At 44.1% G+C, this 22,482-nt stretch carries 22 protein-coding genes; 20 read left to right on the forward strand and 2 right to left on the reverse strand.

The window, feature by feature from the left end; all coding sequences use genetic code 11:
* Positions 1–51: 51 nt before the first annotated feature.
* From DEO27_RS26860 to DEO27_RS26935, 16 genes are all read left to right on the forward strand, one after another.
* Positions 52–687 carry a hypothetical protein gene (locus DEO27_RS26860; protein ID WP_112574849.1) on the forward strand — a complete coding sequence of 212 codons (636 nt, stop codon included), beginning with the start codon at positions 52–54 and terminating at the stop codon, positions 685–687.
* Positions 687–1,883: a DUF2586 family protein gene (locus DEO27_RS26865; protein ID WP_112574850.1), complete on the forward strand. Its 1,197-nt coding sequence runs from the start codon at positions 687–689 to the stop codon at positions 1,881–1,883. The genes DEO27_RS26860 and DEO27_RS26865 overlap by 1 nt, the downstream gene beginning before the upstream one ends.
* Before the next feature lie 6 nt (positions 1,884–1,889).
* Positions 1,890–2,324: a hypothetical protein gene (locus tag DEO27_RS26870; protein ID WP_112574851.1), complete on the forward strand. Its 435-nt coding sequence runs from the start codon at positions 1,890–1,892 to the stop codon at positions 2,322–2,324.
* Positions 2,325–2,352: 28 nt separating this feature from the next.
* Positions 2,353–2,691, forward strand: a complete 339-nt coding sequence (locus DEO27_RS26875) for a hypothetical protein (RefSeq protein WP_112574852.1) — start codon at positions 2,353–2,355, stop codon at positions 2,689–2,691.
* 169 nt (positions 2,692–2,860) lie between these two features.
* Positions 2,861–4,648 (forward strand): tape measure protein, encoded by a 1,788-nt coding sequence (locus tag DEO27_RS26880; protein ID WP_112574853.1) that lies wholly within the window; start codon positions 2,861–2,863, stop codon positions 4,646–4,648.
* On the forward strand, positions 4,648–5,253 hold the full coding sequence (locus DEO27_RS26885) for a DUF6046 domain-containing protein (protein WP_112574854.1): 606 nt from the start codon (positions 4,648–4,650) through the stop codon (positions 5,251–5,253). Before DEO27_RS26880 ends, DEO27_RS26885 begins: the two co-directional genes overlap by 1 nt.
* Positions 5,253–6,332 (forward strand): hypothetical protein, encoded by a 1,080-nt coding sequence (locus DEO27_RS26890; RefSeq protein WP_112574855.1) that lies wholly within the window; start codon positions 5,253–5,255, stop codon positions 6,330–6,332. The genes DEO27_RS26885 and DEO27_RS26890 overlap by 1 nt, the downstream gene beginning before the upstream one ends.
* On the forward strand, positions 6,325–6,789 hold the full coding sequence (locus DEO27_RS26895; protein WP_112574856.1) for a hypothetical protein: 465 nt from the start codon (positions 6,325–6,327) through the stop codon (positions 6,787–6,789). The genes DEO27_RS26890 and DEO27_RS26895 overlap by 8 nt, the downstream gene beginning before the upstream one ends.
* Complete coding sequence (locus tag DEO27_RS26900; RefSeq protein ID WP_112574857.1) at positions 6,786–7,004, forward strand: hypothetical protein; 219 nt, start codon at positions 6,786–6,788, stop codon at positions 7,002–7,004. Before DEO27_RS26895 ends, DEO27_RS26900 begins: the two co-directional genes overlap by 4 nt.
* Entirely contained in the window at positions 7,001–7,288 is a 288-nt protein-coding gene (locus DEO27_RS26905; protein WP_112574858.1) for an oxidase, read from the forward strand. Before DEO27_RS26900 ends, DEO27_RS26905 begins: the two co-directional genes overlap by 4 nt.
* Complete coding sequence (locus DEO27_RS26910) at positions 7,278–7,562, forward strand: hypothetical protein (protein ID WP_112574859.1); 285 nt, start codon at positions 7,278–7,280, stop codon at positions 7,560–7,562. Before DEO27_RS26905 ends, DEO27_RS26910 begins: the two co-directional genes overlap by 11 nt.
* Entirely contained in the window at positions 7,562–8,392 is an 831-nt protein-coding gene (locus tag DEO27_RS26915) for a nucleotidyltransferase (RefSeq protein WP_112574860.1), read from the forward strand. The genes DEO27_RS26910 and DEO27_RS26915 overlap by 1 nt, the downstream gene beginning before the upstream one ends.
* Positions 8,385–8,855: a hypothetical protein gene (locus DEO27_RS26920; protein ID WP_112574861.1), complete on the forward strand. Its 471-nt coding sequence runs from the start codon at positions 8,385–8,387 to the stop codon at positions 8,853–8,855. Before DEO27_RS26915 ends, DEO27_RS26920 begins: the two co-directional genes overlap by 8 nt.
* On the forward strand, positions 8,852–9,655 hold the full coding sequence (locus tag DEO27_RS26925; protein ID WP_112574862.1) for a hypothetical protein: 804 nt from the start codon (positions 8,852–8,854) through the stop codon (positions 9,653–9,655). The genes DEO27_RS26920 and DEO27_RS26925 overlap by 4 nt, the downstream gene beginning before the upstream one ends.
* Positions 9,656–9,687: 32 nt before the next feature.
* Complete coding sequence (locus DEO27_RS26930; protein WP_112574863.1) at positions 9,688–12,036, forward strand: GDSL-type esterase/lipase family protein; 2,349 nt, start codon at positions 9,688–9,690, stop codon at positions 12,034–12,036.
* A gap of 26 nt (positions 12,037–12,062) precedes the next feature.
* A complete protein-coding gene (locus DEO27_RS26935; RefSeq protein ID WP_190295254.1) occupies positions 12,063–12,770 on the forward strand; it encodes a GDSL-type esterase/lipase family protein in 708 nt (235 codons plus the stop codon).
* Between the two features lie 17 nt (positions 12,771–12,787).
* On the opposite strand, the gene DEO27_RS26940 is transcribed toward DEO27_RS26935, so the two are convergent.
* On the reverse strand, positions 12,788–13,141 hold the full coding sequence (locus tag DEO27_RS26940; protein ID WP_149301886.1) for a JAB domain-containing protein: 354 nt from the start codon (positions 13,139–13,141) through the stop codon (positions 12,788–12,790).
* 947 nt (positions 13,142–14,088) lie between these two features.
* Between DEO27_RS26940 and DEO27_RS26945 the strand changes: the two genes are divergently transcribed.
* Together DEO27_RS26945 and DEO27_RS26950 are read left to right on the forward strand one after the other, a co-directional pair.
* Positions 14,089–17,424, forward strand: coding sequence for a vitamin B12-dependent ribonucleotide reductase (locus DEO27_RS26945; protein WP_112571522.1), 3,336 nt, complete (start codon positions 14,089–14,091; stop codon positions 17,422–17,424).
* 263 nt (positions 17,425–17,687) lie between these two features.
* Positions 17,688–18,476, forward strand: coding sequence for a DUF1835 domain-containing protein (locus DEO27_RS26950; RefSeq protein WP_112571520.1), 789 nt, complete (start codon positions 17,688–17,690; stop codon positions 18,474–18,476).
* Positions 18,477–18,642: 166 nt separating this feature from the next.
* Here the strand turns inward: DEO27_RS26950 and DEO27_RS26955 are convergent, their stop codons facing one another.
* Positions 18,643–20,205 (reverse strand): glycoside hydrolase family 10 protein, encoded by a 1,563-nt coding sequence (locus DEO27_RS26955; protein ID WP_112571518.1) that lies wholly within the window; start codon positions 20,203–20,205, stop codon positions 18,643–18,645.
* A 335-nt stretch (positions 20,206–20,540) separates the two neighbouring features.
* Between DEO27_RS26955 and DEO27_RS26960 the strand changes: the two genes are divergently transcribed.
* Both DEO27_RS26960 and DEO27_RS26965 read left to right on the forward strand, forming a co-directional pair.
* The gene (locus tag DEO27_RS26960; RefSeq protein ID WP_112571516.1) at positions 20,541–21,458 is read left to right on the forward strand and encodes a hypothetical protein; all 918 of its coding nucleotides are present in this window, start codon (positions 20,541–20,543) and stop codon (positions 21,456–21,458) included.
* Between the two features lie 193 nt (positions 21,459–21,651).
* Entirely contained in the window at positions 21,652–22,329 is a 678-nt protein-coding gene (locus tag DEO27_RS26965; RefSeq protein WP_112571514.1) for a metal-dependent hydrolase, read from the forward strand.
* The last annotated feature ends 153 nt before the right edge of the window (positions 22,330–22,482 follow it).

The raw sequence follows: 22,482 nt of genomic DNA on the forward strand, positions 1-22,482 counted from the left end.
CAGCCCGGCAATAACACAAATGCCCTGCCGCCCTTTTAACACCAAAACGCAATGATTGATAACAATATGACAAATGAGCGCCTAAGGGCTTTGTTTGAAACACACCCCGGCGTAGACGTTGTTTTTATCGCCGCTGATGGCATGCCGTTTTTATATGATCTGGCGGCGCAGTCGCATGCGCAGCGCCTGTTTGATAAAAATGTGCTGGAAATTTCGCGCGAAGATTTGGAAGACTACAGCCCGGAAACTTTCGCCGATGGTTTGGGCGGTGAAATCATCCCTGCTGTTGCGCCTTTGCATCCCTCAATAGCTGGCCCGTATAGCGAATTTTTGCAAACACAAGGCGGAGGGTTTACACCGGAGTGCGGCGGCGTGATTGTGCCGCCTTCAAATATTTTGGCACACGAAGAGCAAACACCCCGCAATCTTGTACACGAAGCTTTAGCCGCTGCCATTGCACAGGTTAGGCCAATAGCAGAGGCGACTGCCGAAAAGATAGCGCCGCTTATTATGGACATTGCCAGCCAAAGTGGGGCGAAGCCAGATTCGGAGCAAACGCCGGGCGTGTCTGCTCTGGAGGTGGCATATAACACGCCGGAGGCCGAAAGAACTCCAACACAAAAAGGACTTATCACTAAAGATCAAAAAGCTAAGGCGGCTGTCGAAGAGAAAGGAGAAGCTAACTAATGATACCTGAAGCAAATGTTAACCTTGCAAACGGCCAAATAGGGGGCAGTATTTCAACTAACGACAACTTAACCGGGTATGTACTAACCGGGGCCGGCACTGGCATACTGGGGCTTTTAGCTCCAATTAAAGTTATTAGCGTTGATGACGCGAAAGCCCAGGGCGTAACCGCCGAAGCGGAGCCGGAAGCATACCGTTTTGTTACAGAATTCTACAGCATCCCCGGCACGTTAAACGCCCCGGTTTGGATTATGCTTGTAGGCGCTGCCGTTTCGCTTGTTGATGTGTGCAATATCAATAATGAAAACGGCATTAAAAAGCTGATTAACGCCGCACAGGGTACAATCAGGGTATTAGGTGTTGCGCGTACTCCGGCAGTGGGTTACGTGCCTACGGTTTCAAAGTTTTTGGATAGCGATGTTGCGCTGGCTGTGCCAGTAGCGAAAACATTCGCTACCGCCATGTTTGAAAATCATACCCCTTTGCGCATACTTATTGCTGCAAGGGTTAATGATGTTACCAGTGTAACCATTGATACGCCTAAAACCATGACCGCAAATAATGTTGGTTTGGTGATCGGCGGAACTGCAAACGATGGCATTACATCAATGGGTTTGGTTTTGGGTAAAGTAGCCAGCACCGCGCCTCACGTTTGTATCGGTAAAGTAAAAGACGGCGATCTTCCTATTAGCTCATACTTTATAGGTGGCTTGCCTATTTTGCAGGATACAGATAATCCACAGGCAGCATGGTACAAACAAATAGATCAGCTTGTCGACGCTGGCTTTATCACGGTTAAAACCTATCCGAACGGCTCTGCTGGTTTCTATTTCAGCAATGACCCAATGTGCGTGGCCGAAAGCGATGATTACGCCAATTTAGCTACGGGCCGGGTGATTGACAAAGCGTCGATAATCGCCTATAAAGTTTACTGTAACGAGATTAACGATGATGTTGATTTAGATGACAATAACAATATCGAGCCTGTCGTTTTAAAGGCTCTTGAAGGGGTAACCGTTGCAGCGCTTAATTTAAATATGAGCGCAAGTATGAGCGGCGACCCGGTTGTTTACGTCGACGAAAACCAGCAAATCACAGCTACCAGCAAGTTTAAAACTAAACTGCGCATACGCCGCAAAGGCTACCTCAAAGTAATAGATGTTGAACTGGGTTTTTACAATCCAAACCTTAATTAATAATCAATGGCAACTTATCTGGATTCACAAGAACTGGAGTGGAAACACGTGACCGTTAGCGTACTGGGTACAACCATACGCGGTTTGCGCGGCTTCAAAATAAAAAAAAGCAAAGAAACGGAGCATTTATTTGCGGCTGGAGAGGAAGCGTTTGGCATCCAAACTGGCAACATCAAACGGGACGGCTCTTTTAAGTTTTTGAAAGGAGATGTAGACAAGCTTAATGATGTGGCGCAGGCGGCAGGTTACGAAGACATTACCGATGTGCCTTATCAGCTAATCACGTCTACCATAGTTTACAGAAAGGCATTTAACCGCCCTTTGCGCTCTATTAACATTCTGGGTCTACAATTTACCGATCTGGAAGAGGCAATGGAGCAGGGCGCTAAAATGATGGAAATTGAATTGCCTTGGCTGGCAATGCGATACAAACGCGCTTAATAAAACCCTTTAAATACCCTTTAAAACGATGAAAACCGAAAAAGAAATAGTTTATCCGGCTGGTGTGTCTGCCGAAAAAGTGGCACAATGGAAAGCCGAAAATAAAAACGGAATTGCTCGTATTGAAACGAAGTACGAAGGCAAAGAATATAGCGCATACATCCGCCGACCAACACGCGAAGACATGCGCGAATTAAGCGCAAAGGGTGGCACAGTTGACCCTGTTACCTATACTGAAATTGTTCTCGGTCAATTATGGCTGGGAGGCGACGAAGAGATACGCGATGTTGATGCTGTTTTCTTTGGAGTGATGGAAGTGGTGCAAGGTGTTTTGGACGTGCAAAAGGCACAGCTAAAAAAGTTATAGAGGCGACCTCTGGCAATATAAACGCAAACTGGATAGGCTATGTGGATACGCTCATAGCCTATCATACCAGTTACGACCCCTCTAAATTATCCGACGAACGCTGGGCGGAGGTGTACAAGCAAGTAGAAGATATTAGGCTTCAAGAAGCCAAAGCAAACAACCGCATGTAATGGCAAATATTGTAGAATTTCTGGTAAAAATTAAGGATTTGGCATCTGGCCAAATGCAGCGTTTTGCTAATACTACCGAAGGTTCTTTAAACCGGGTAACTAACCGCATGCGCACCGTTGGCAGTTCAATAGATCAGTTAAATAGCCGTATAGATGAGTTAACCCGTACGCGTAACATTTCGCTGGATACCCGCCAGATTGAACGCGCCAACCGCGAAATTGAACGTCTGGAGAACAGGCGTGACGCTTTGGAAAATCGCGGGCGGTCACGTAGCGGCAACATGGTTGGCACTGGTTTGGTGCTCGGAGGCTTGGCGCTTGCCGGGGCTGGCCTCGTTACCTCGCTTAAAGCTGGCATGGAACGGCAAATGGCCGGGACAAGCTTTGAGGTTATGGCGGGAAAGCAACAGGGCAATAAGCTGCACGGTAATTTGATGGGCTTTGCCAATGATACCATATACGGTAATGAAACCTTTGGCGAAGCTAAAACCCTATTAGGTTTTGGGGTAGCTGCAAAAAACATCATGCCAGAGCTTAAAATGTTGGGTGATGTTGCTATGGGCGATAAGGAGAAAATGCAGGGCTTAACGTTGGCGCTTGCACAAACCCAGGCAGGCGGAAAACTTACTGGGCAAGATTTGCTCCAGTACATAAACGCCGGATTTAACCCTTTGCAAGCTATGGCCGAAAAGACGGGCAAAAGCATGGCGGTGTTGAAAAAGGAAATGTCCGAAGGTAAAATAAGCGCTATGGACATTATTGGCGCTTTCCAGTATGCTACCGGGCCGATGGGCCGCTTTCATGATGGCATGAAAAAAATGGGCGAAACGCCAACAGGTAAATGGATGGCTTTTACCGGGGCGTTGAGTACGGCAGCGGGAACAATTGGCACGGCGTTGCTTCCTGTTTTGGGTGGCGTTACTACAATATTATCCGGGCTAATGGGTAACGAGCCTTTAATGTATGGTATTGCGGCTGCCATTGGTGCAATGACGCTGGCTTGGGGTATCTACACAATTTACACGAAAAGGGCGGCCATCTGGCAAGGAATATTGGCGGTAGCCGCTTACTGGCCTGTTGCTCTTATTGGGTTAGTTGTTGGCGCTGTGGTGTGGGTTGTAAAGGCTTTTGATGGTTGGGGTAAAAGCATCAACGGTCTTTGGACTATCATCAAGGCTTTTTGTAGCAATGTGGGAATATCATTCAAAGACTTTTTTGAAGGGGTGCTTTTCACTGGAAATTTATTCTTTCTGAAGATAAAAGACATCTTCCAAAAAGTAACTGGCATGGTGTCCAATGCTATAACGGCGCTAAAACTGGCTATGAGCGGCGATTTTTCCGGAGCGGGCAAAGCGCTTACAATGGAGATAAAAACCGATGCCAGTAGAGAGATTGACAAGTTGAGGCAGGAGAGAGCCATGCAAAAGGCTGATAACTTGGCGGCCTACAATCAAAATAAGAGCGCCATAGCTGCCGGGTGGTCGCAGGTTGGTTTAAAATTCAATAAAAAAGCTGCCAGTTCTGCAATGGACTGGATGACCCAACAATTTGACCCAAAAGCCAAAGGCGCTGGCACTGGAGCACCTGAAGGCGTAGCCGATACCGCAAAGGGCATATCTGGCGGCGGAGTGCGTAACATCACCATTCAGATAGCTAAACAGGGCATCGATCAAATAACAATCCATACAACAAACTTACGTGAGGGTAAAGATCAGATTGAGCAAATGTTTATTGATATGTTCAATCAGGTTGTAAACTCTGGCGGCTCAATGATACCATCTAACTAATGGCAATAGCAACATTAAACACCGCATTTGATTTAAAAGAGCTTTTCGAGCAGGTACATGGTTACAAGCCCGCGAAAATTGCGGGTCTGCCAGACACCATACAGCCAGCAGAGTTGCCACAGATCGGCGCGAACGCCCGAAAAACAACTAACCTATATGGGCAGGCGCTTTATGGCGCTGCCGATACACTGGGCTACGAAGTGTTTTGCCCTGTTACTATCGAGGTAGACGGCGTAGATTATGTTTTCCCTTATACCGTGGTAGGTATTCGCCGGGCTAAAACCATTGTTGAAGAGTTCATGACCGAACTGGACGGCGACATTAACGAGATTGTAGGAAATAGGCCATACGAAATTACAATCAAAGGCTTTTTGATCGGTATAAACAATCAGTTTCCAGACGATCAAATTAAAATGCTGAATGATGTATTTGTATACAATAAGCCTGTAAGGCTTAAATCTGCTTATACTGACATTTTCCTGCATGACAGCGATTATGTTCTGATTAAGGACATGCAATTGCCGGAAAAACCAAAGGTAATAGGTGTTAGAGATTTCACCCTCGCAATGAAAAGCGATACCATTTTTACTTTATACGTAGACTGATGGCGTTTGTATTAAACAGCGTAATTAAGATTGGTAAATACACTTTCAGGGGCGGTGTAATTGAGTTAACGATTAAGAAAAACGTTAACATGATTGTAAGCACAGCCGTGCTAAAAATACCGGGGCTGGGGCGTATTGTTTCACTTAAAAACACCATAAATAGCGCCTTGAATGTTGTAGGGCTGGGTGTGCAGGAAGCGGTACAAAATTTACCAGTTTCCAGCGTGCAAACCGGGAAGCTATTTGCCGAAGGCGACAAAGTGAGTATAGACCTCGGATATAATGGCGATTTGCGCAATGAGTTTCGCGGGTTCGTCCGTAGGGTTAACCTAACCACTCCGGTAAGTATCGAGATTGAGGGGTATGCGTGGCAGCTTCGCAACCAAAATATTTTGGCAAGCTGGAGCAAACCTACCACAGTAAAAGAGGTTTTAGCGCGAATAATTCAAGGCACGGATATAGTACTTAGCCCGGATATTCCAACCATTAAACTAACCAATTATTACATAAAAAATGAGAATGGTTTAAAGGTGTTGGAGGACTTTCAAAAACGTATGCTGCTTACTGTGTACTTTGATGATAATGTGCTCTATGTTGGCATTCAAGAAGGACGTACTACAAATACCGCCGCAGGCCAAACGGGTACACTGGCAGAGGTTAAATATAGCATTGGATATAACTGCGCCGCCAACCAAAAAGATTTAAAACAAAGGCTGGCTAAAGATAATCTGGTGCGCGTTCGCCTTAAAACAAAAGGTAAAAACGGGAAACATATTTTATATGAAGCTGGCGACCTAAACGGCTCTATTTACGAAAGAATAATACCGTTTAGCAATGATGAAAACTACCTTAAAACGAAGGCAGACGGTTTTTTAAAGCGGCTTAAGTATGATGGGTACGAAGGCTCAATTACCGGCTTTTTACAACCTTACTGCCAGCCGGGATGGAAAGGTACAATCATAGATAAAAGATTTGACGGGGCGCGTGCGGGTACATACTTCGTGCCCGGTATAGAAGTAACATTCGGTGTTCGTGGTGCACGCCGCAAAACCGAAATAACGTATCGTTTAGATGTCTGAAAAACTAAGAAAACTGCGCGAAGACTTTTTGGAGGCCGCCCACGCCGGAGGCCCTCCCGCTATCTATGACGCAACTGTTTTAGATGTGGATAACGAGGCGTATACCTGCACAATTGATCTGGACGGCATAGAATTACCAAATATCAGGCTACGTGCCATAGTGAGTAATTCGCACAGTGTCGACGTATTGCCCTCGGTTGGTTCGGCTGTGCTTGTAGCAAAATTGGACGTTGATGATTTTATAATTATCGCCAGCGATGTAATAACGGATTGGCGGGTAACCGTGGGCACTACATCTGTAGCCATTGACACTGGAGGCGTTGAGATAAGTAAAGGCGACGAAACGCTAAAAAATATTTTAACGGATTTGATCGCCGCCGTTTTGACAATTGCGGCAGCGAAAGACGCAGCCGCTTTAAAACAGCTTTTAACCAGAGTTAACAACCTTTTAAAATGAGTTTAAATACGGTAAAGCTTAAGCAGGATTTAAAAGATTTATACGAGGCCTCCCAGAACGATACAGGGACAGCCGAAGAAAATCTGGAGACTTTTTTAAATGCTTTCGTAAGCGCTATAGAAACGTTTGTAAAGTCTGGCGCTGTGATTTACATAGATGGTTTAACCGCTGGCACTAATCCAGTAGTCGGCACATTTAACGGCAAAATAGAATGATTGATTATTTAGAAGATGAGGACGGCGATTGTCTGTTTGCCGGAGGTGACTTTGCGAAGGGAGAAAGCAATCAACAACAACAAAAAAAGATCTTGCTATCAGACCCCGGCGAATATAAACAAGCGCCTACCGCAACGGTCGGTTTATCAAGGTTTTTAAACGATGATAGCACAGATGATTTGCTCCGCGAAATCCGCATTAAATATAGCGCGGATGGAATGAAGGTAAACGGGATGGGCTTTGTAAGCGGTAAACTCAATATAGACGCTGATTATGCAAGTTGAAATAAAAGCCAGGCAAACACCGCATGATATTGCTATTCAGTGCGGCGGTACGCTTGATAGCATTTTTGAGGCCGCCGAATTAATGGGCATTGACGTTACCGACGAAGTTAAACCGGGTACAATTGTTACCGCCCCGGCCATCGCTGTACAAGACGTAGCGGATTATTTCAGGAAATACAAAATTTCTCCGGCATCTGCCACAACAGAACTGGAGGCGCTATTACCAGAGGGCGTGGAATTCTGGGCAATTGAATACGACTTTATAGTTTCCTAATGGCACAAACGATAGATTACTGGTATAAGCAAATAATTAACCGCGTTTATGCCGATGAAAAATTAAGCGAACTAAACAGCACAAGCGCCGTAGCGGATTACAAGCTTTGGGCTTACATCGTAGCATCTGTAATTTGGACGCTTGACACGCTTTTTGATAAGCACCGTGCCGCCATCGAAGCTTTGCTGGCCCTACTAAAGCCGCATACATTACGCTGGTATCGTGATTTAGCGTTGCGCTTTCAATATGGACAGGCTTTAATTCCAGATAGTGACAAATATGCAAACGTAGGGTTAGACGATGCTGCAATCGCCGCGCAAAAGATAATCGAGCAGGCCGCTGTAGTTGAAAACGATGACGGCAGTTTGAGAATGAAAGTTGTTAAACTGATTGATGATGACTATGCACAGTTAACAGATCAGGAAAAACTTTCGTTTGTCGCTTACATCAAAAGTTGTAAAGATGCCGGAGTGCGTGTAAATATTGATAGCCTGCCGCCTGATGGCTTAAAACTTGTTTTGAGCATCTATTACGACCCCCTTGTTTTAAACGCCGCTGGAGAGCGAATAGACGCGGCCAGCACAGCGCCTGTTATTGATGCTGTTAATAACTATTTAAAGAACCTGCAATTTAACGGGGAGTTTGCCAAAACAAGATTGTCAGATGCGATACAGCTTGTTGATGGTGTGCAACTGGTTTCCCTTGCCAGCGCACAGGCGCAATATGGTTTAAGGCCATTTGAAGAAATTAACGAAAGGTACATCCCAGATGCCGGATACCTGCGGGTTACTGATGGCGGATTTACTATAACCTACGTGCCTTATGTTTAATATCAATTATGACAGGTGGGTAATGCTTATGCTGCCTATGAGGAAGCGTAAGGCAAAGTTATTTGCATGGCTGCGGGCATTGTGTACGCCCGTGGTTATCATGTATAATATCTTTTTAGCCAAGCGCTCCGCCGATCTGTACAACGTATTGCATGACAGCCGCGTGTTTAGCCTTGAAGCGATGCTCAACGATAGGTTTGATAACATAGAGCGGCGCATTTACATAGATGACGGCTTTGCGTTTGACAGGATTTACATTTTTCAACCAGACGAAAACAAGCCGCTTTATTTAGGCAGCGTGCCTTTACACAATGAAGGTGATTACGCAGACACCGGGGTAGATTTTATAGTAAATGTGCCCGAAGCAATCACATTAAGCAATCAGGATTTAATAGAAATGGAAGCCAAAGTGAAATATTACAAGCTGGCCTCTAAACGATTTTTAATATACAGGACAATATGAACAGATATGATTTTACACAGCCGGGGGGCTTTCCGTTTGATCAGGGAGTAATGAAGTTTATACAGGACTGTATCGGTACTGCCGCACAAACGGCAGCGCTGGCCGGGCCTCTTGCAATCCTTTCCGGGTGTGATGCTGCGGGCACAAGCGTAAGCGATGGCGTGGTAGTTATCAATGGCGAAATATTGCCGTTTGTTGGTGGTGTTAAGCAAACCAAAGTTATAATTCAGGAAAACGCTACCACAGTTGTATTTCAGGATAACCAACCGCGCGTTGTAAAGTATGTGCGTGCGGCAAGGTTTGGTGATGACGGCACTACAGCGATGTTATGGGCGAACTTTAAACGAAATACAACCGAAGGAGTACTGGCGCGGCTTGATCGCGTAGAGGGGCTTTTAAGGCCATTTGCTGGCGTTGGTGGTATGGTCTGGTGGAAAGGCACTAAAGAAGCTATACCAACAGGCTGGCGGGAGGTTGAAGGCTGGCGCGGCCGTCTACCGATGCACTACAACCCAGATGATGCCGATTTTGCAACAGTAGGCGCGCCGGGCGGTTCTAAGACGGTAACTATGGCTTTGGAAAATCTTATTGAGCATGACCACGAACAATACGTTTCTATCACAGACCAGACCGGGACGCTCATTGAAGATAACAGATTAAGTGGCGGTAGCGGAAGGGGGCTTTGGGCAAAGATTTTTGGCAGAACGGCCAAAACAGGTAGCGCAAACCCAGCGCCAATGAAGATAGTGAACCCTTACATAACAGGTATGTGGATTGAACCAATCCCAGGCACATTTTAATTTCAAATTTAATACCCCTAAATAACAGAGAGATGGCGACAAGAGACGCATTAAAGAATTTTTTTTTAAGAGGTGCAAAACCAACGGCGGGGCAATTTGCTTCGCTTATCGACAGCTTTTGGCATAAAGACGAAGATTCGATACCAGTAAGCAAGATCACCAACCTATCTAATACATTAGCAGGAAAGGCGGCAACCGAAGATTTGCAAACCGAAGCAACTACCAGAGCGGCGGCGGATGAAGATTTGCAACTCCAAATCAATGAATTGGCAGAAAGCGGAGGTATAGGATACACAGCCGAAAACGTGGCAAACAAAAACGTAGCCAATGGATACGCCGGGTTAGATGAAACGGGTAAAGTTTCGGCAGATCAATTACCCAGTTACGTAGATGACGTGCTGGAGTTTGCCAATTTCGCTGCATTGCCTTCACCGGGTGAAGCTGGTAAAATTTATATAACCATAGATAACAATAACGAATACCGCTGGAGTGGCTCAACCTATATTCAAATCGTTGCGTCACCCGGTACTACTGATGCCGTGCCCGAAGGTGCAACAAATAAGTATTTTACCGTTACAAGGGTTTTAAACTCCATTTTAACTGGTATCGGTTTTGGTACATCTACTGCCGTGGCTGCCACGGATAGCGTTTTGCAGGCGCTGGGTAAATTACAGGCTCAAATAACTGCATTGTTTAAAATCCCGGTAGGCGGCACAGCCGGACAAATACTTGCCAAAAACAGTAATACCGATGGTGACGTGCATTGGATAAACGCGCCAGTTGACGGAGCACAAGGCCCGGCGGGTGTTGGCGTTCCAAACGGTGGCGCTGCTGGTCAAATTTTAGCTAAGAACTCCGCGACTGACGGCGACACACACTGGATAAATGCGCCGTCTGGCGGCGGTGGTGGCTCGTCGGAGCCCTCCGGCCAAATCAAATCTTTTAGGGTTGACTACGGCGCTGTAGGCGATGGCGTGTCGGATGATCTTACAGCAATAAATAACGCATTGCTTAGTGAGAATGTAATTGAAGATAGCGGAGATTTTTTTGTTTCCGCTGCTTATGATAATAAATACGGAACGCCAATAAACGGTAATGTTCGTATTTTGAAAAATAACGCCAATGGAGGAAAACAGCAATTAAATAGTTACGCGGATAAATTTCAACACGTATTCGGGACTGAATATTTATCATACTTCCACAAAAAACTAATAGCCAACAGAGCATCTGCCGCCACCACCGCGCCCACGCCTATTAATGTCGTATTAACTGGAGATAGTACAACATTCGGGGATATAAGCGGAGAAGAAGCTAATTATAACATTGGCATTGTAATGACAGATTTGGCCAGCAGGGATTTAATTCCGGCTATCAACTTTCTAAATCATGGTCAAGGTGGAAAAACCACGCAGGATTGGTTAGATACTTATTTGGCTGCCGATTTGGCCGCAAATCCTGATGTTTTGGTTATCAGGTGGGGTATCAATGATACCGCAGGAATAACGCCGCGCCAATTAATTGATAAAATCGACACTGGTTTATCAACTATTCGTGGAAATGCAAACTACACAAAGGAAAAATTGTCAATAGTCCTTTGTTCGATGAGCACGACAACCGATGATAATTTGGGTCATAAAGGAGAAATATTTAACGAAGAATATAATAAAGGTTTAAGAACTCTTGCCCGCAAATATGCTTGCTGTTACATGGACGTTTACGCTATGTGGCAAGATGCAAGAAATGGACAAGATTATATTAGCGCTTACGATGCTGGCCGCCCGAACGAGTTAATACACCCTGCAAAATCTTTCAAAGTGCTGATAGCATGCGCCACCTATGATATTTTATTTCCTAAATACTATAGGAACAGTCCATTGCGTGACGGCGGTTTTTCTGCACCGACCATGAGTAAACCATTTTCGTATTATCCAATCGGTATAAGTTATGATTTTGTAACCACCGATGGTGGATGGCCGATAAACGGATCGTTGGTAAGTCACAAAAGTAGCTTAACCAGTATTCAGCAAACCTTAATGAATATTGGGGGGGCTGACCCAATTATGTATGTAAGAAGCGGATATGCTAACAGTTGGTCAACTTGGAAAATAGTTCCTTTTGGTGTAGTAAATCCGCTAACGAATAGAGGGTTTAATAATCCCGCCGCATCGACATTGCCAAATTCTTACCCTGATGGTATTACCTACGATTTTGGTTTGACAGATAATGGGTTTCCTATCAACGGCTTTTTGATAACCAATAAAACCGGGCTGAATGGTTTTGCTAAACAGGAAATTTCAAGTTATGACGGTGGCGCTGCAATGTATATCAGGGGCGGGTATGCTAATGCGTGGCAGGCATGGAAACAAGTAACGTTAGTATAACGAGCTATAAAAATTATATTTGCTTTATGAGAAAAGGGCTTATAATATCAATTGTTGTGAATATACTTTGTTTGCCATTAGCAGGTATTTACTTAGTTAGAAAAATTCAATTTTATAACAGTTTAGCCCCTAAACCAATCAGCATAAAAAATGAAAATATCTTTTGGAAAATTAGAAGCTCTGAATTTCGAACATTTGAAGTGGACAGTAATTCAATTGTTTTTATTGGTGATAGTCACACGCAATTTTTTGAGGTTGCGGAGGCTTTTCATAATGCTCATTGTAAAAATAGAGGCATAGCGTTGGACGGCACGAAATCCGTACTGGATAGGATTGATTTTATAGTTGATAAACATCCTAAAAAGATATTTATTCAGGTTGGTATAAACGATTTGTTAAATGGCGCTTCGCCGAATTCTGTAAGTGAAGAAATTCGAGAGGTCATAAAGAAAACAAAAGCTGTTTCGCCAAACACAGCTATTTACCTACAAAGTGTATTTCCTACCAACTGGAATAAATACCAAGCAAAAACGCCAGTTTTAAGCGATATTAAGAGTCTGAATTTGAAATTAAAGACGTTAGCCTTTGAGACCAAATGCGAATATATCGATTTGTATAACGCCTTTTTAAAAGGCAGTGGACTAAATTCCCTGTATGACTGTGGAGATAGTTTGCATCTAAATGGACTGGGTTACCTTTTATGGAGGGATTCTTTAAAGCGATATGTCAATTAAAGTTATATCAAGCCTCTTCAAATTGAAGAGGCTTTTTTATTATCCATCAAAGAATAAAATCCTTTTGTCTTTATAATTAAGTGATCTAATAGATGTATATCTAAGAGTTCGGCGGCCATTTTTAAGCGTTCTGTAGCTTGATAGTCTGTTATCGATGGGCGAAGCTCTCCAGATGGGTGGTTGTGTGCAATTATAATGTTTGTAGCCATGCAATTTAATGCGCATGAAAGGGTAAATTTTATATCAAATGTTGTGGCTTTTGAACTTCCAGTATTTACACAGCGCCATGAAATTACTTCATTCCTTGAATTTAAAAAAAGTACATATACCTGTTCTTGGAGGTTAATTAGGCTGTCATCCCATATTTTCATAAAAAAAGCGTAGCTATCGGCAGAGCACGTAATTGGCCGCGACAAAATCTTTTCAATATAACTTACCTTTAGCTGGGAGTGCTTCAAAGGAACAAAATATGGCGTAACTGTGGTTTATCTTTCGCCCGCTCATGGCTTCCAACGGCCAAACACAACGCAAAAGCACAGCTACACCATTTCGGCGTATCTCCGGCGTTGTGTTGCGTGTTCTAACTGTTGGAATTTTGAGCGGCAACAACTGGGAATACAATATTTTTGACTTTCCAAAAATAGGGAATTATATTAAAGCTGCTACATATCCATATCACTTATCAGTTTAAATCAAATAGGCGCATTTTTACGTCCGTTTGCGCGGAAAGTTTTGTTTTTTGGGCAATTTGCGCCTTGTTTACTGTGTTATAAGACTTTAAATTTTAAGCGCTGGTTTAGCTGCTTTAGTAAGGAAAAAAAATTATCATTGCATTGTGAGGCTTTTAAAAGGCTTATGAAAGGTATTTTTTAAACCAGACATCAAAAAAAAGTAGTTTTTAAGCGAAAAAAAAGGCCCTTTTTAGGCCGCTCAATCAACGATTTTTCCAAAAAATAACCTAAAAAAACCTCGCATGTGGATTTAATTTTTTATTGCATGTCGAATTCGCGATTTTATAAACTTTTTCGCACAACAACGATGAAGCTTATGTTCCCCTAAATCACTGTCACTGAACATGATTAAAAACGCTTCCCTTTCTCCAACAAAAACACCTTCAATTCTTAGTTATTAACACCGTAAGCAACTGAAAAACAGTCCCTGCAAATTAGCCAAAGTTCATACGCCTCATTTATTATCAGCTTGTGGAAAACTCCGACTATTATGCTATTCAGCATACTAATAGATTTGAGTTAAAACCCCTGAACCTTTTTTAGTGTTGCATCTACTCAGTTAATTTTATCATAATTAAGGAAAAGCTATGGCTAAAAACATTACCAGGAACACGCCCCCGGCAAGCGGAGTAAGGGGACTCAAAGCAGAACGCTATTTCAGCAAAGAAGGCATTAATGTTTATGATCTGTTTAAGTATGAAAAACGATCGTCGGTTATCCGCAATCCTTCCGGCGACGCGGTGTTTGAAATGAACGATGTTGAGGTGCCGGCAAGCTGGTCGCAGGTGGCTACTGATATACTGGCTCAAAAATATTTCCGTAAGGCTGGGGTGCCACAACCTGACGGTACAACGGGATCCGAAAAAAGCATTAAACAGGTTGCCCACCGCATGGCCAACTGCTGGATAGACTGGGGCATGCGTTACGGCTATTTTGCCACACCTAAAGACGCTGAAATATTTTATGATGAAATAGTTTATACCATTGTTGGGCAATTGGCTGCGCCAAACTCACCGCAATGGTTCAATACCGGCTTACATACCTCATACGGCATCACAGGCAAGCCCCAGGGGCATTATTTTGTTGATCCGGTTACAGAGCAACTTAGCAAATCAACCTCGGCTTATGAGCGCCCGCAGCCGCATGCCTGCTTCATTCTTTCTGTGGATGACGACCTGGTGAATGAAGGTGGCATTATGGACCTTTGGGTTCGTGAAGCGCGCATTTTTAAATACGGTTCGGGCGTAGGTACCAACTTTTCCAAAATACGTGGCGATAACGAAAAACTATCCGGCGGAGGATATTCATCCGGACTGATGTCGTTCCTGAAAATTGGCGACAGGGCGGCCGGGGCTATTAAGTCGGGCGGTACAACCCGCCGCGCAGCTAAAATGGTTTGCCTCGATCTTGATCACCCAGAAATTGAAAGCTTCGTAAACTGGAAAGTGGAAGAAGAAAGGAAAGTAGCCGCGCTGATTGCGGCTGGTTATTCTTCCGACTATGAGGGTGAGGCTTACCGCACGGTATCCGGTCAAAACTCCAATAACTCGGTACGGATTCCTAATAGTTTTTTCAATGCGCTTAAAACCGGTTCAAGCTGGAATTTAACCAGCAGGATGAGCGGCAAAACGGTTAAATCCATATCCGCCCAAAAACTGTGGGATGATATTTCATTTGCAGCCTGGGCCTGTGCCGATCCGGGAGTGCAGTTTGACAGTACTATCAACGAATGGCATACCTGTCCTGAAGGCGGCAGGATTAACGCGTCCAATCCGTGTTCGGAATATATGTTTTTGGATAATACAGCCTGCAACCTGGCATCCATCAATCTTGCCCATTTCTTTGATGCGCAAACCCGTGTGTTTGATGTAAAAGGTTTTGAACATGCCTGCCGCATGTGGACAATCGTACTGGAAATATCTGTGCTGATGGCGCAGTTTCCATCTAAAGAGGTAGCGCAACTATCCTATGATTACCGTACGCTTGGTTTGGGGTACGCCAATCTTGGTTCGGCACTGATGGTTAGCGGCATTGCTTATGACAGTGATGAGGCCCGCGCTATTGGCGGGGCAATTACCGCCATCATGACCGGCACTGCCTACGCTACCTCGGCCGAGATGGCCCGTGAGCTGGGAGCTTTCAGCCGATATAATGATAACAAAGCGCATATGATGCGTGTTATGCGGAACCATCGTTACGCGGCTTATAACTCAACCGAGAACTACGAAAATCTGGAAATCGCTCCTCCGGGTATCGATCAAAAGATCTGTCCTGACTACCTGCTTTCAGCAGCCTGCAATGCCTGGGACAAAGCGGTTGAGATGGGCGAAAAATATGGTTACCGCAACGCTCAAACTACCGTTATAGCCCCAACCGGAACTATCGGTTTGGTGATGGATTGCGATACCACCGGTATTGAGCCTGATTTTGCTTTAGTTAAATTTAAGAAGCTATCTGGCGGAGGTTATTTCAAGATCATTAACCAGGCCGTAGCCGAAGCCCTGCGTAATTTAGGTTACCAGGAGCATGAGGTTACCTCCATCGTAAATTATGCCAAGGGTGCTGCAACCTTAAAAGGCGCGCCGCACATCAACATAGATACCCTTAAAGCCAAAGGTTTTACCGATAATGAACTGGAAAAACTGGACAAGGCAATGGTATCGGCATTTGAAATCGGTTTTGCATTCAATATCTGGACACTGGGTGAAGAATGCCTGAAACGCCTTGGCATCGCTGCCGAGCTATACAACGCAGCTGATTTCAATTTATTAAAAGCCATAGGTTTCAATAAAAAACAGATTGCCGAAGCCAATGAGTATATCTGCGGTACCATGACCATTGAGGGGGCTCCATACCTGAAGCTGCAGCATTACCCGATTTTTGATTGCGCTAACAAATGCGGCACCAAAGGCGAGCGTTATATCCACGCTCATGGTCATATTAAAATGATGGCAGCAGCTCAGCCCTTCCTTTCAGGGGCTATTTCTAAAACCATCAACCTGCCAAACGAGGCCAAGGTTGAAGAGATTAAGGACTGCTATGAGCTTTCCTGGCAGTTAGGCCTAAAAGCCAATGCGCTTTACCGCGATGGCTGTAAATTGTCGCAACCGCTGTCAACCAAATCGGATGTTAAGGAGGAAGCTGATGATAAGCTGGATACCGTTGAAGAAGTATTAGGCGAAGCGGCCAACGTAAAACTTGCCGACCTAACCCCGGAACAGGTTATTGAAGCGGCCATGGCCATTATGGAAAAATCAAAGGATACGGCTTTCATGCGTCAGCTATCGCGTGTGGTGGAGAAAAAGAACCTGCCTTATAAACGTCGTGGCTTTACACAAAAGGCCAACATTGGCGGTCAGAATGTATTTGTACGAACCGGCGAATACGAGGATGGTACCCTGGGCGAGATTTTTGTGGATATGCACAAAGAGGGTGCTACTTTCCGTTCGCTCATGAACTGCTTTGCTATTGCTGTTTCGGTTGGCTTACAGTATGGCGTGCCGCTTGAAGAGTATGTGGAGAAATTTACCTTTACCCGTTTTGAGCCTGCGGGCATGGTTATCGGCCATCCTAACATTAAAAGCGCAACTTCTATTATCGATTACATTTTCCGGATGCTGGGTTATGAGTATCAGAACCGTACCGACCTTGTACATGTAATAACTGAGGGAACTATACTCGGCAATCCGCAAATGGACGATGATGCTTTTAACGCGGACGAAAGTAATGTATATCAGCCAACTACCAACAATCAGGTATCCTTGGATAATTCTGCCAATCCTCAAAGAAAAGGTTTATCTTTCGACGTTAGTATGGGCGTACAAAGCGATGCGCCAAGCTGCAACGTTTGCGGGCATACCACAGTACGTTCTGGCACCTGCTACAAATGCTTAAACTGCGGCAACTCTATGGGCTGCTCTTAATAAACAAGGATTTTTTCAATCAGTTATAAATAGTTAATTATGTTTAACCCCGCCTACCCAGGCGGGGTTTTTTGTTTGCTAAGACAATGGATTTGTAGCAATAAGTTGTCCGTAGACTCTGTCTACGGACAACTATGCCTGTAGTTCGCAACTACAGGGTTTTGCAAACCTTAAACAGCAATTCTTGTATTCAATTGTCATCACAAATCAAAAAACTCGTCCTTTGAAGATTCGAGGGACTAATTATTTTTAACTTAGCTTTTATGAACACTATCCTACACATATTAAATGGCGATGCCGCGTTAGATGGCTTTGATCAAACCGGGCTCGATGGCGATGTTATGGTTTGGCGTGAGGTGTTTTCTGAAGGACCGCTGCAGGAAGATATTTTGTCGGCCAGTTTCTGGAACGCCCGCCGCGAATGGATCGGCAAAGCGTTTAATGATCCCGAGGATGATTATCAGCATAAAGTGTTGGATGAGCTTGGCAAGTTGAGCAGTCAGTATAAAGAGATCAATTTATGGTTTGAATTTGATTTGCACTGCCAGGTGAACCTTTTGGGCGTATTGGAAATGCTCTCGCTGAAAACCGATATGTCGGCCCCGGCTATTTATCTCATCTGTTTAGCAGATTGTGTTCAGTTTGAAAATAAGAAAGGCCTTGGTGAACTAACCGGCGAGCAGTTTGAAGAGCTATACGATGCCCGTGAACGGCTGAACGAATGGGAGCTTGGCCTGGCCTTTGATGCCTGGAGATTATACGTTAATAACGATCTGCCAGGATTAGAAAAATGGCTCAATGAAAATACCTTTTGGGGCGGTGTCCCATTGCTTAAGCCCGCGTTGAAAGCCCACCTGAAACGTATGCAAACCAATGCGGATGGCTTGACTTATATCGAACAAAGACTCCTGGATATTTACAATAGCGGCGCCAAAACCAAAATCGAAATTTACCACGCCTTTTGGAAAGCTGAAAGCATATTTGGTATGGGCGATTCGGAGATTGATATATACCTGAATAAATTGAAAGAAAAGGGTTTGATAGAGCTTTGAATGAATTTCAAATTCCCTCCCTTGGGAGGGGGGCGGCTGATTGTGTAATGGCAGGGAGGGGTTTATACGCCATTTAGCAAATAAGCTGTCGATGAAACCCCTCCCTACACCCTCCCAGGGGAGGGAATCGCACAAGTCTCGCCCTACAATGAAAAAGAACTTTGCTCTACGGCACCGTAACCGCAATAGTCGGAGATCTCTCACTCTCGTTCTTCATCCTATCCAATGCCGTGACCACATAAAAATAGGTTTTACCCTTAATAACGGTATTGTCATCATAACCCAGAGTTGGGTCATATTTGATTTTCAGGATATTTTTAGGATTGTCGATATCTATCTTTTCACCATCGTTAAAACGGTAGATCACGTAACCGTAAACAGGTTCCTCATCTTTAGCTAAGGTTGGCGTAAGCCACCTTACAGCCACACTTTTGCCTACAGCCTTAGCGGTAACCTGTTGCGGGGCATTGGGCGGTATCGAGTCGCGCCAGAGCATTACCGGTGGCAGGGCCGGGTATTGGTAATAATTATCACGTAATGAATCGGTAAAGCCAAGCGGGTTACTGGTAAGCGAATTAGAACTGAAATAAACACTGCCCTGCACCCTCGGGTTATCACGGATCAGCCCTATTTGCTGTGGTAGCTGTGAAGGATTTCTGAAAGCTTGCACCTTGCGTTCATTAATGCGGTAAGCTGCCTGACCTACGTACAGGTGCCTTCCATAGGTATTGTCGCTCCACCAGCTTAACAGTTTTTGAAAATCGGCAGCGCGGTTACCTATCTGCCAGTAAAGCTGCGGATTGATATAATCTATCCAGCCCTCTTTAACCCATTTGCGGGTATCGGCATAGTTTTCATAATAAGATGAGCCGCCGTTGGTTTCCGAACCTTCTTCGTTTTGTGCCTTATTGGCCCAGATGCCAAACGGACTAATGCCGAATTTGATATTGGGATCATGCGCGTGCACGCTGTCGGCAATCATTTTTATCAGCAAATCAACATTGTGGCGACGCCAGTCTTTGATGTTATCATAACCTTCGCCGTATTTTTTAAACGTATCGTCGTCGTTTATTTTTTGCCCGGCAATAGGATATGGATAAAAATAATCGTCCATGTGTACGCCATCTATATCGTAATTATCCACAACATCCAGTATCACCTGCACAATATAGTCGCGCACCTCGGGTAAGCCGGGGTTAAAGGTTTTTATTCCACCATAAGTAAAAAACCACTCGGGTTTGATTTTAGTAATATGCTGCGGACTTAGCGCTGCAAAGTTGCCATCAAAGGTTGCCCTGTATGGGTTAAACCAGGCATGCAGCTCCATACCGCGTTTATGCGCTTCGGTAATAGCAAACTCAAGCGGATCATAGTTTGGGCTCGGGGCCTGGCCTTGTTTGCCTGTTAAATATTTTGACCACGGCTCGCGGCTTTTGGCGTAAAAGGCATCGGCAGCAGGCCTTACCTGTAGCATAACCGCGTTAATTCCGGTTTCCTGGTGCGAGTTTAAGATATCAATAAGTTCCTGTTTCTGCTTTTCTGACGGCGATTTGGAATTGGTTGGCCAGTCGATATTAACAACGGTAGCTATCCATACCCCCCTGAATTCGCGCTTGGGTTGCATTTTTACGTCAACCGGGGCTGGTACAAGTTCTGCCGGCTGCGCATTAACTGATAAACAGGTAAACAGGGGTATAAAAAGGAGTATGAACCGTTGGTATATATGCATTAAATAATATTAAGTTAGAAAGCTGCAAAGATATAAACTCATAACGTAGCAGGTTTATTATGAAGTATAAAAATTGAAGCCTTATTGTGTTTTAAACATTTTGTATTTATTTTAGCCCCACGCCTAACACAATTGATGTAATAATTTTTTTTAAATCATATTTTTATTGTTTTAACGTTCATTATGTTAACCATTAGAAATAAACAACCTGTATATGCTTGCAGGATAGCGCTTTACATCAATTAACAGTTGATATTTCGCCAAAAACAAACACAATAGCTAAGCTTTTGTTATACCACTTGCTTAACTATGCTAAAACTTAACATTTAATTGCTATGGAAAACCAATCTGGGCAACAACAACCTAAGAAAAACTCAAACGTCATTTATTTTCTTATTGTAGTAGTACTTGCTTTATTGGGTACCGATGTGTACCTGTACCTGCAAAAAAACAACTCCGATAAAAAAATAGTTTATCAGCATGATGAGCAAACGAGGCTGCAAACTGAGCTTGACAGTCTTGAATCGCAGGTTGAACAGGTCACCGCAGGCAAAGCCAAAATGACCGCTGCGTTAACGGCAAAAAACGACTCGTTAAAGTCGACCATTAAAGTTCTGAGGGCCAAACTGGCTAAAGGTAAACTTACCGCACAGGAGCTTGCAAAAGTTCAGGAAGATGTTAAACAGCTCCGCTATTTTGTAACCAAATATACCGCGGATATCGAAGAACTTAAAAAACAAAACACCTCACTTACCAACGAAAGGGACACCTTAAAAACAAACCTGGCAACGGTTGCCAAAAAGGTAGATACCCTATCCAAACAAAATGAAGACCTTGGCGCTAAAGTAAAAGTTGCCCAGGCGCTTAAACTGGCCACATCAGATGTTGTAGCTTATAAGATAAGGGGCAGCGGTAAAGAGGTGGATGTTACCCGTGCAAACCCGGCTAAAAAACTGAAAATCAATTTCACAGTTGCAAGCAATACACTGGCTACAAAAGCAATGCACGATATTTATGTGCGTGTGATTGACCCAACCGGTAACCTGATCACCGCACCAGATTCAGGTACTTTCAGCGCCGACGGCCAGGACCTGCAATACACTTACAAAACATCAATCGACTTTAAGGATGATGGTTCACAATACACCATCGACTGGATTAACCCAACCCTTCCATTCCAGAAAGGCACTTACACCATTATGCTTTATGCTGATGGCGGTACCATGGGTAAAACAGGTATAACACTTAAGTAAATACGGATTTTTCCGAATGATATAAAAGCCGGGTTTGTTGCAGCAAACCCGGCTTTTTGTATTTAATAACTTGTTCCGGAACAATTAAAAATTGTTATTTATTGTTCAAACACATATTTGTAACTTTTCTGCCACTAAATCAAATCGCTGTTATTAAGTGTTTACTTTTGATCAGATCATAAAATAATATTCTATGAAAACTACTTATTATGGCCAGTGCGCCCTTGAGATTGTAACCGGTGGAAAGAAATTACTTTTCGATCCGTTCATAAGCCCTAACCCACTGGCAAAAGATATCGATATTCACAGCATTAAACCTGATTACATCCTGGTATCGCACGGACATGGCGACCACGTGGCCGACCTTTTGGAGATTGCTAAAAGCAGCGGCGCAAAGGTAATTTGCATTGCCGAAATTGCCGGCTGGCTTGGCACTAAAGGCATCGAAAATGTACACGGAATGAATATTGGCGGCGGCTTTAATTTCGATTTCGGTCGTGTTAAAATGGTGAACGCCGTGCATTCAAGCACTTTGCCCGATGGCTCACCGGGTGGCAACCCTGCAGGCTTTTTAATTTATGCTGAAGGTAAAGTGATCTATTTTGCAGGAGATACAGCGCTTACTTATGATATGAAGCTGCTGGCCGATGAAAATCTCGACTGGGCATTTTTGCCTATCGGCGATAATTATACCATGGGCGCAGATGATGCCATTAAAGCCGCGGCGTTCATTAACTGCAAAAACATTATTGGCGTTCATTATGATTCGTTCCCGGTTATCAAAATTGATAAAGATGAGGTAGCTGAGAAGTTTATCAAAGCCGGTTTGAATTTGAAATTGCCGGCTATTGGTGAAACTTTGGATTTGTAAAACACACGTCATCCCGAACTTGTTTCGGGAACCCACGAAGCAGATTCTCATTACAGGGTGTAGACTTGGCATGTGGGATGCTGAAACAAGTTCAGCATGACGATTATAAACAAGAACCGCCCCGGCATTTGCCGGGGCGGTTCTTGTTTGATA

Origin of the sequence: Mucilaginibacter rubeus, assembly GCF_003286415.2 — a bacterium.
Classification (GTDB): domain Bacteria; phylum Bacteroidota; class Bacteroidia; order Sphingobacteriales; family Sphingobacteriaceae; genus Mucilaginibacter; species Mucilaginibacter rubeus_A.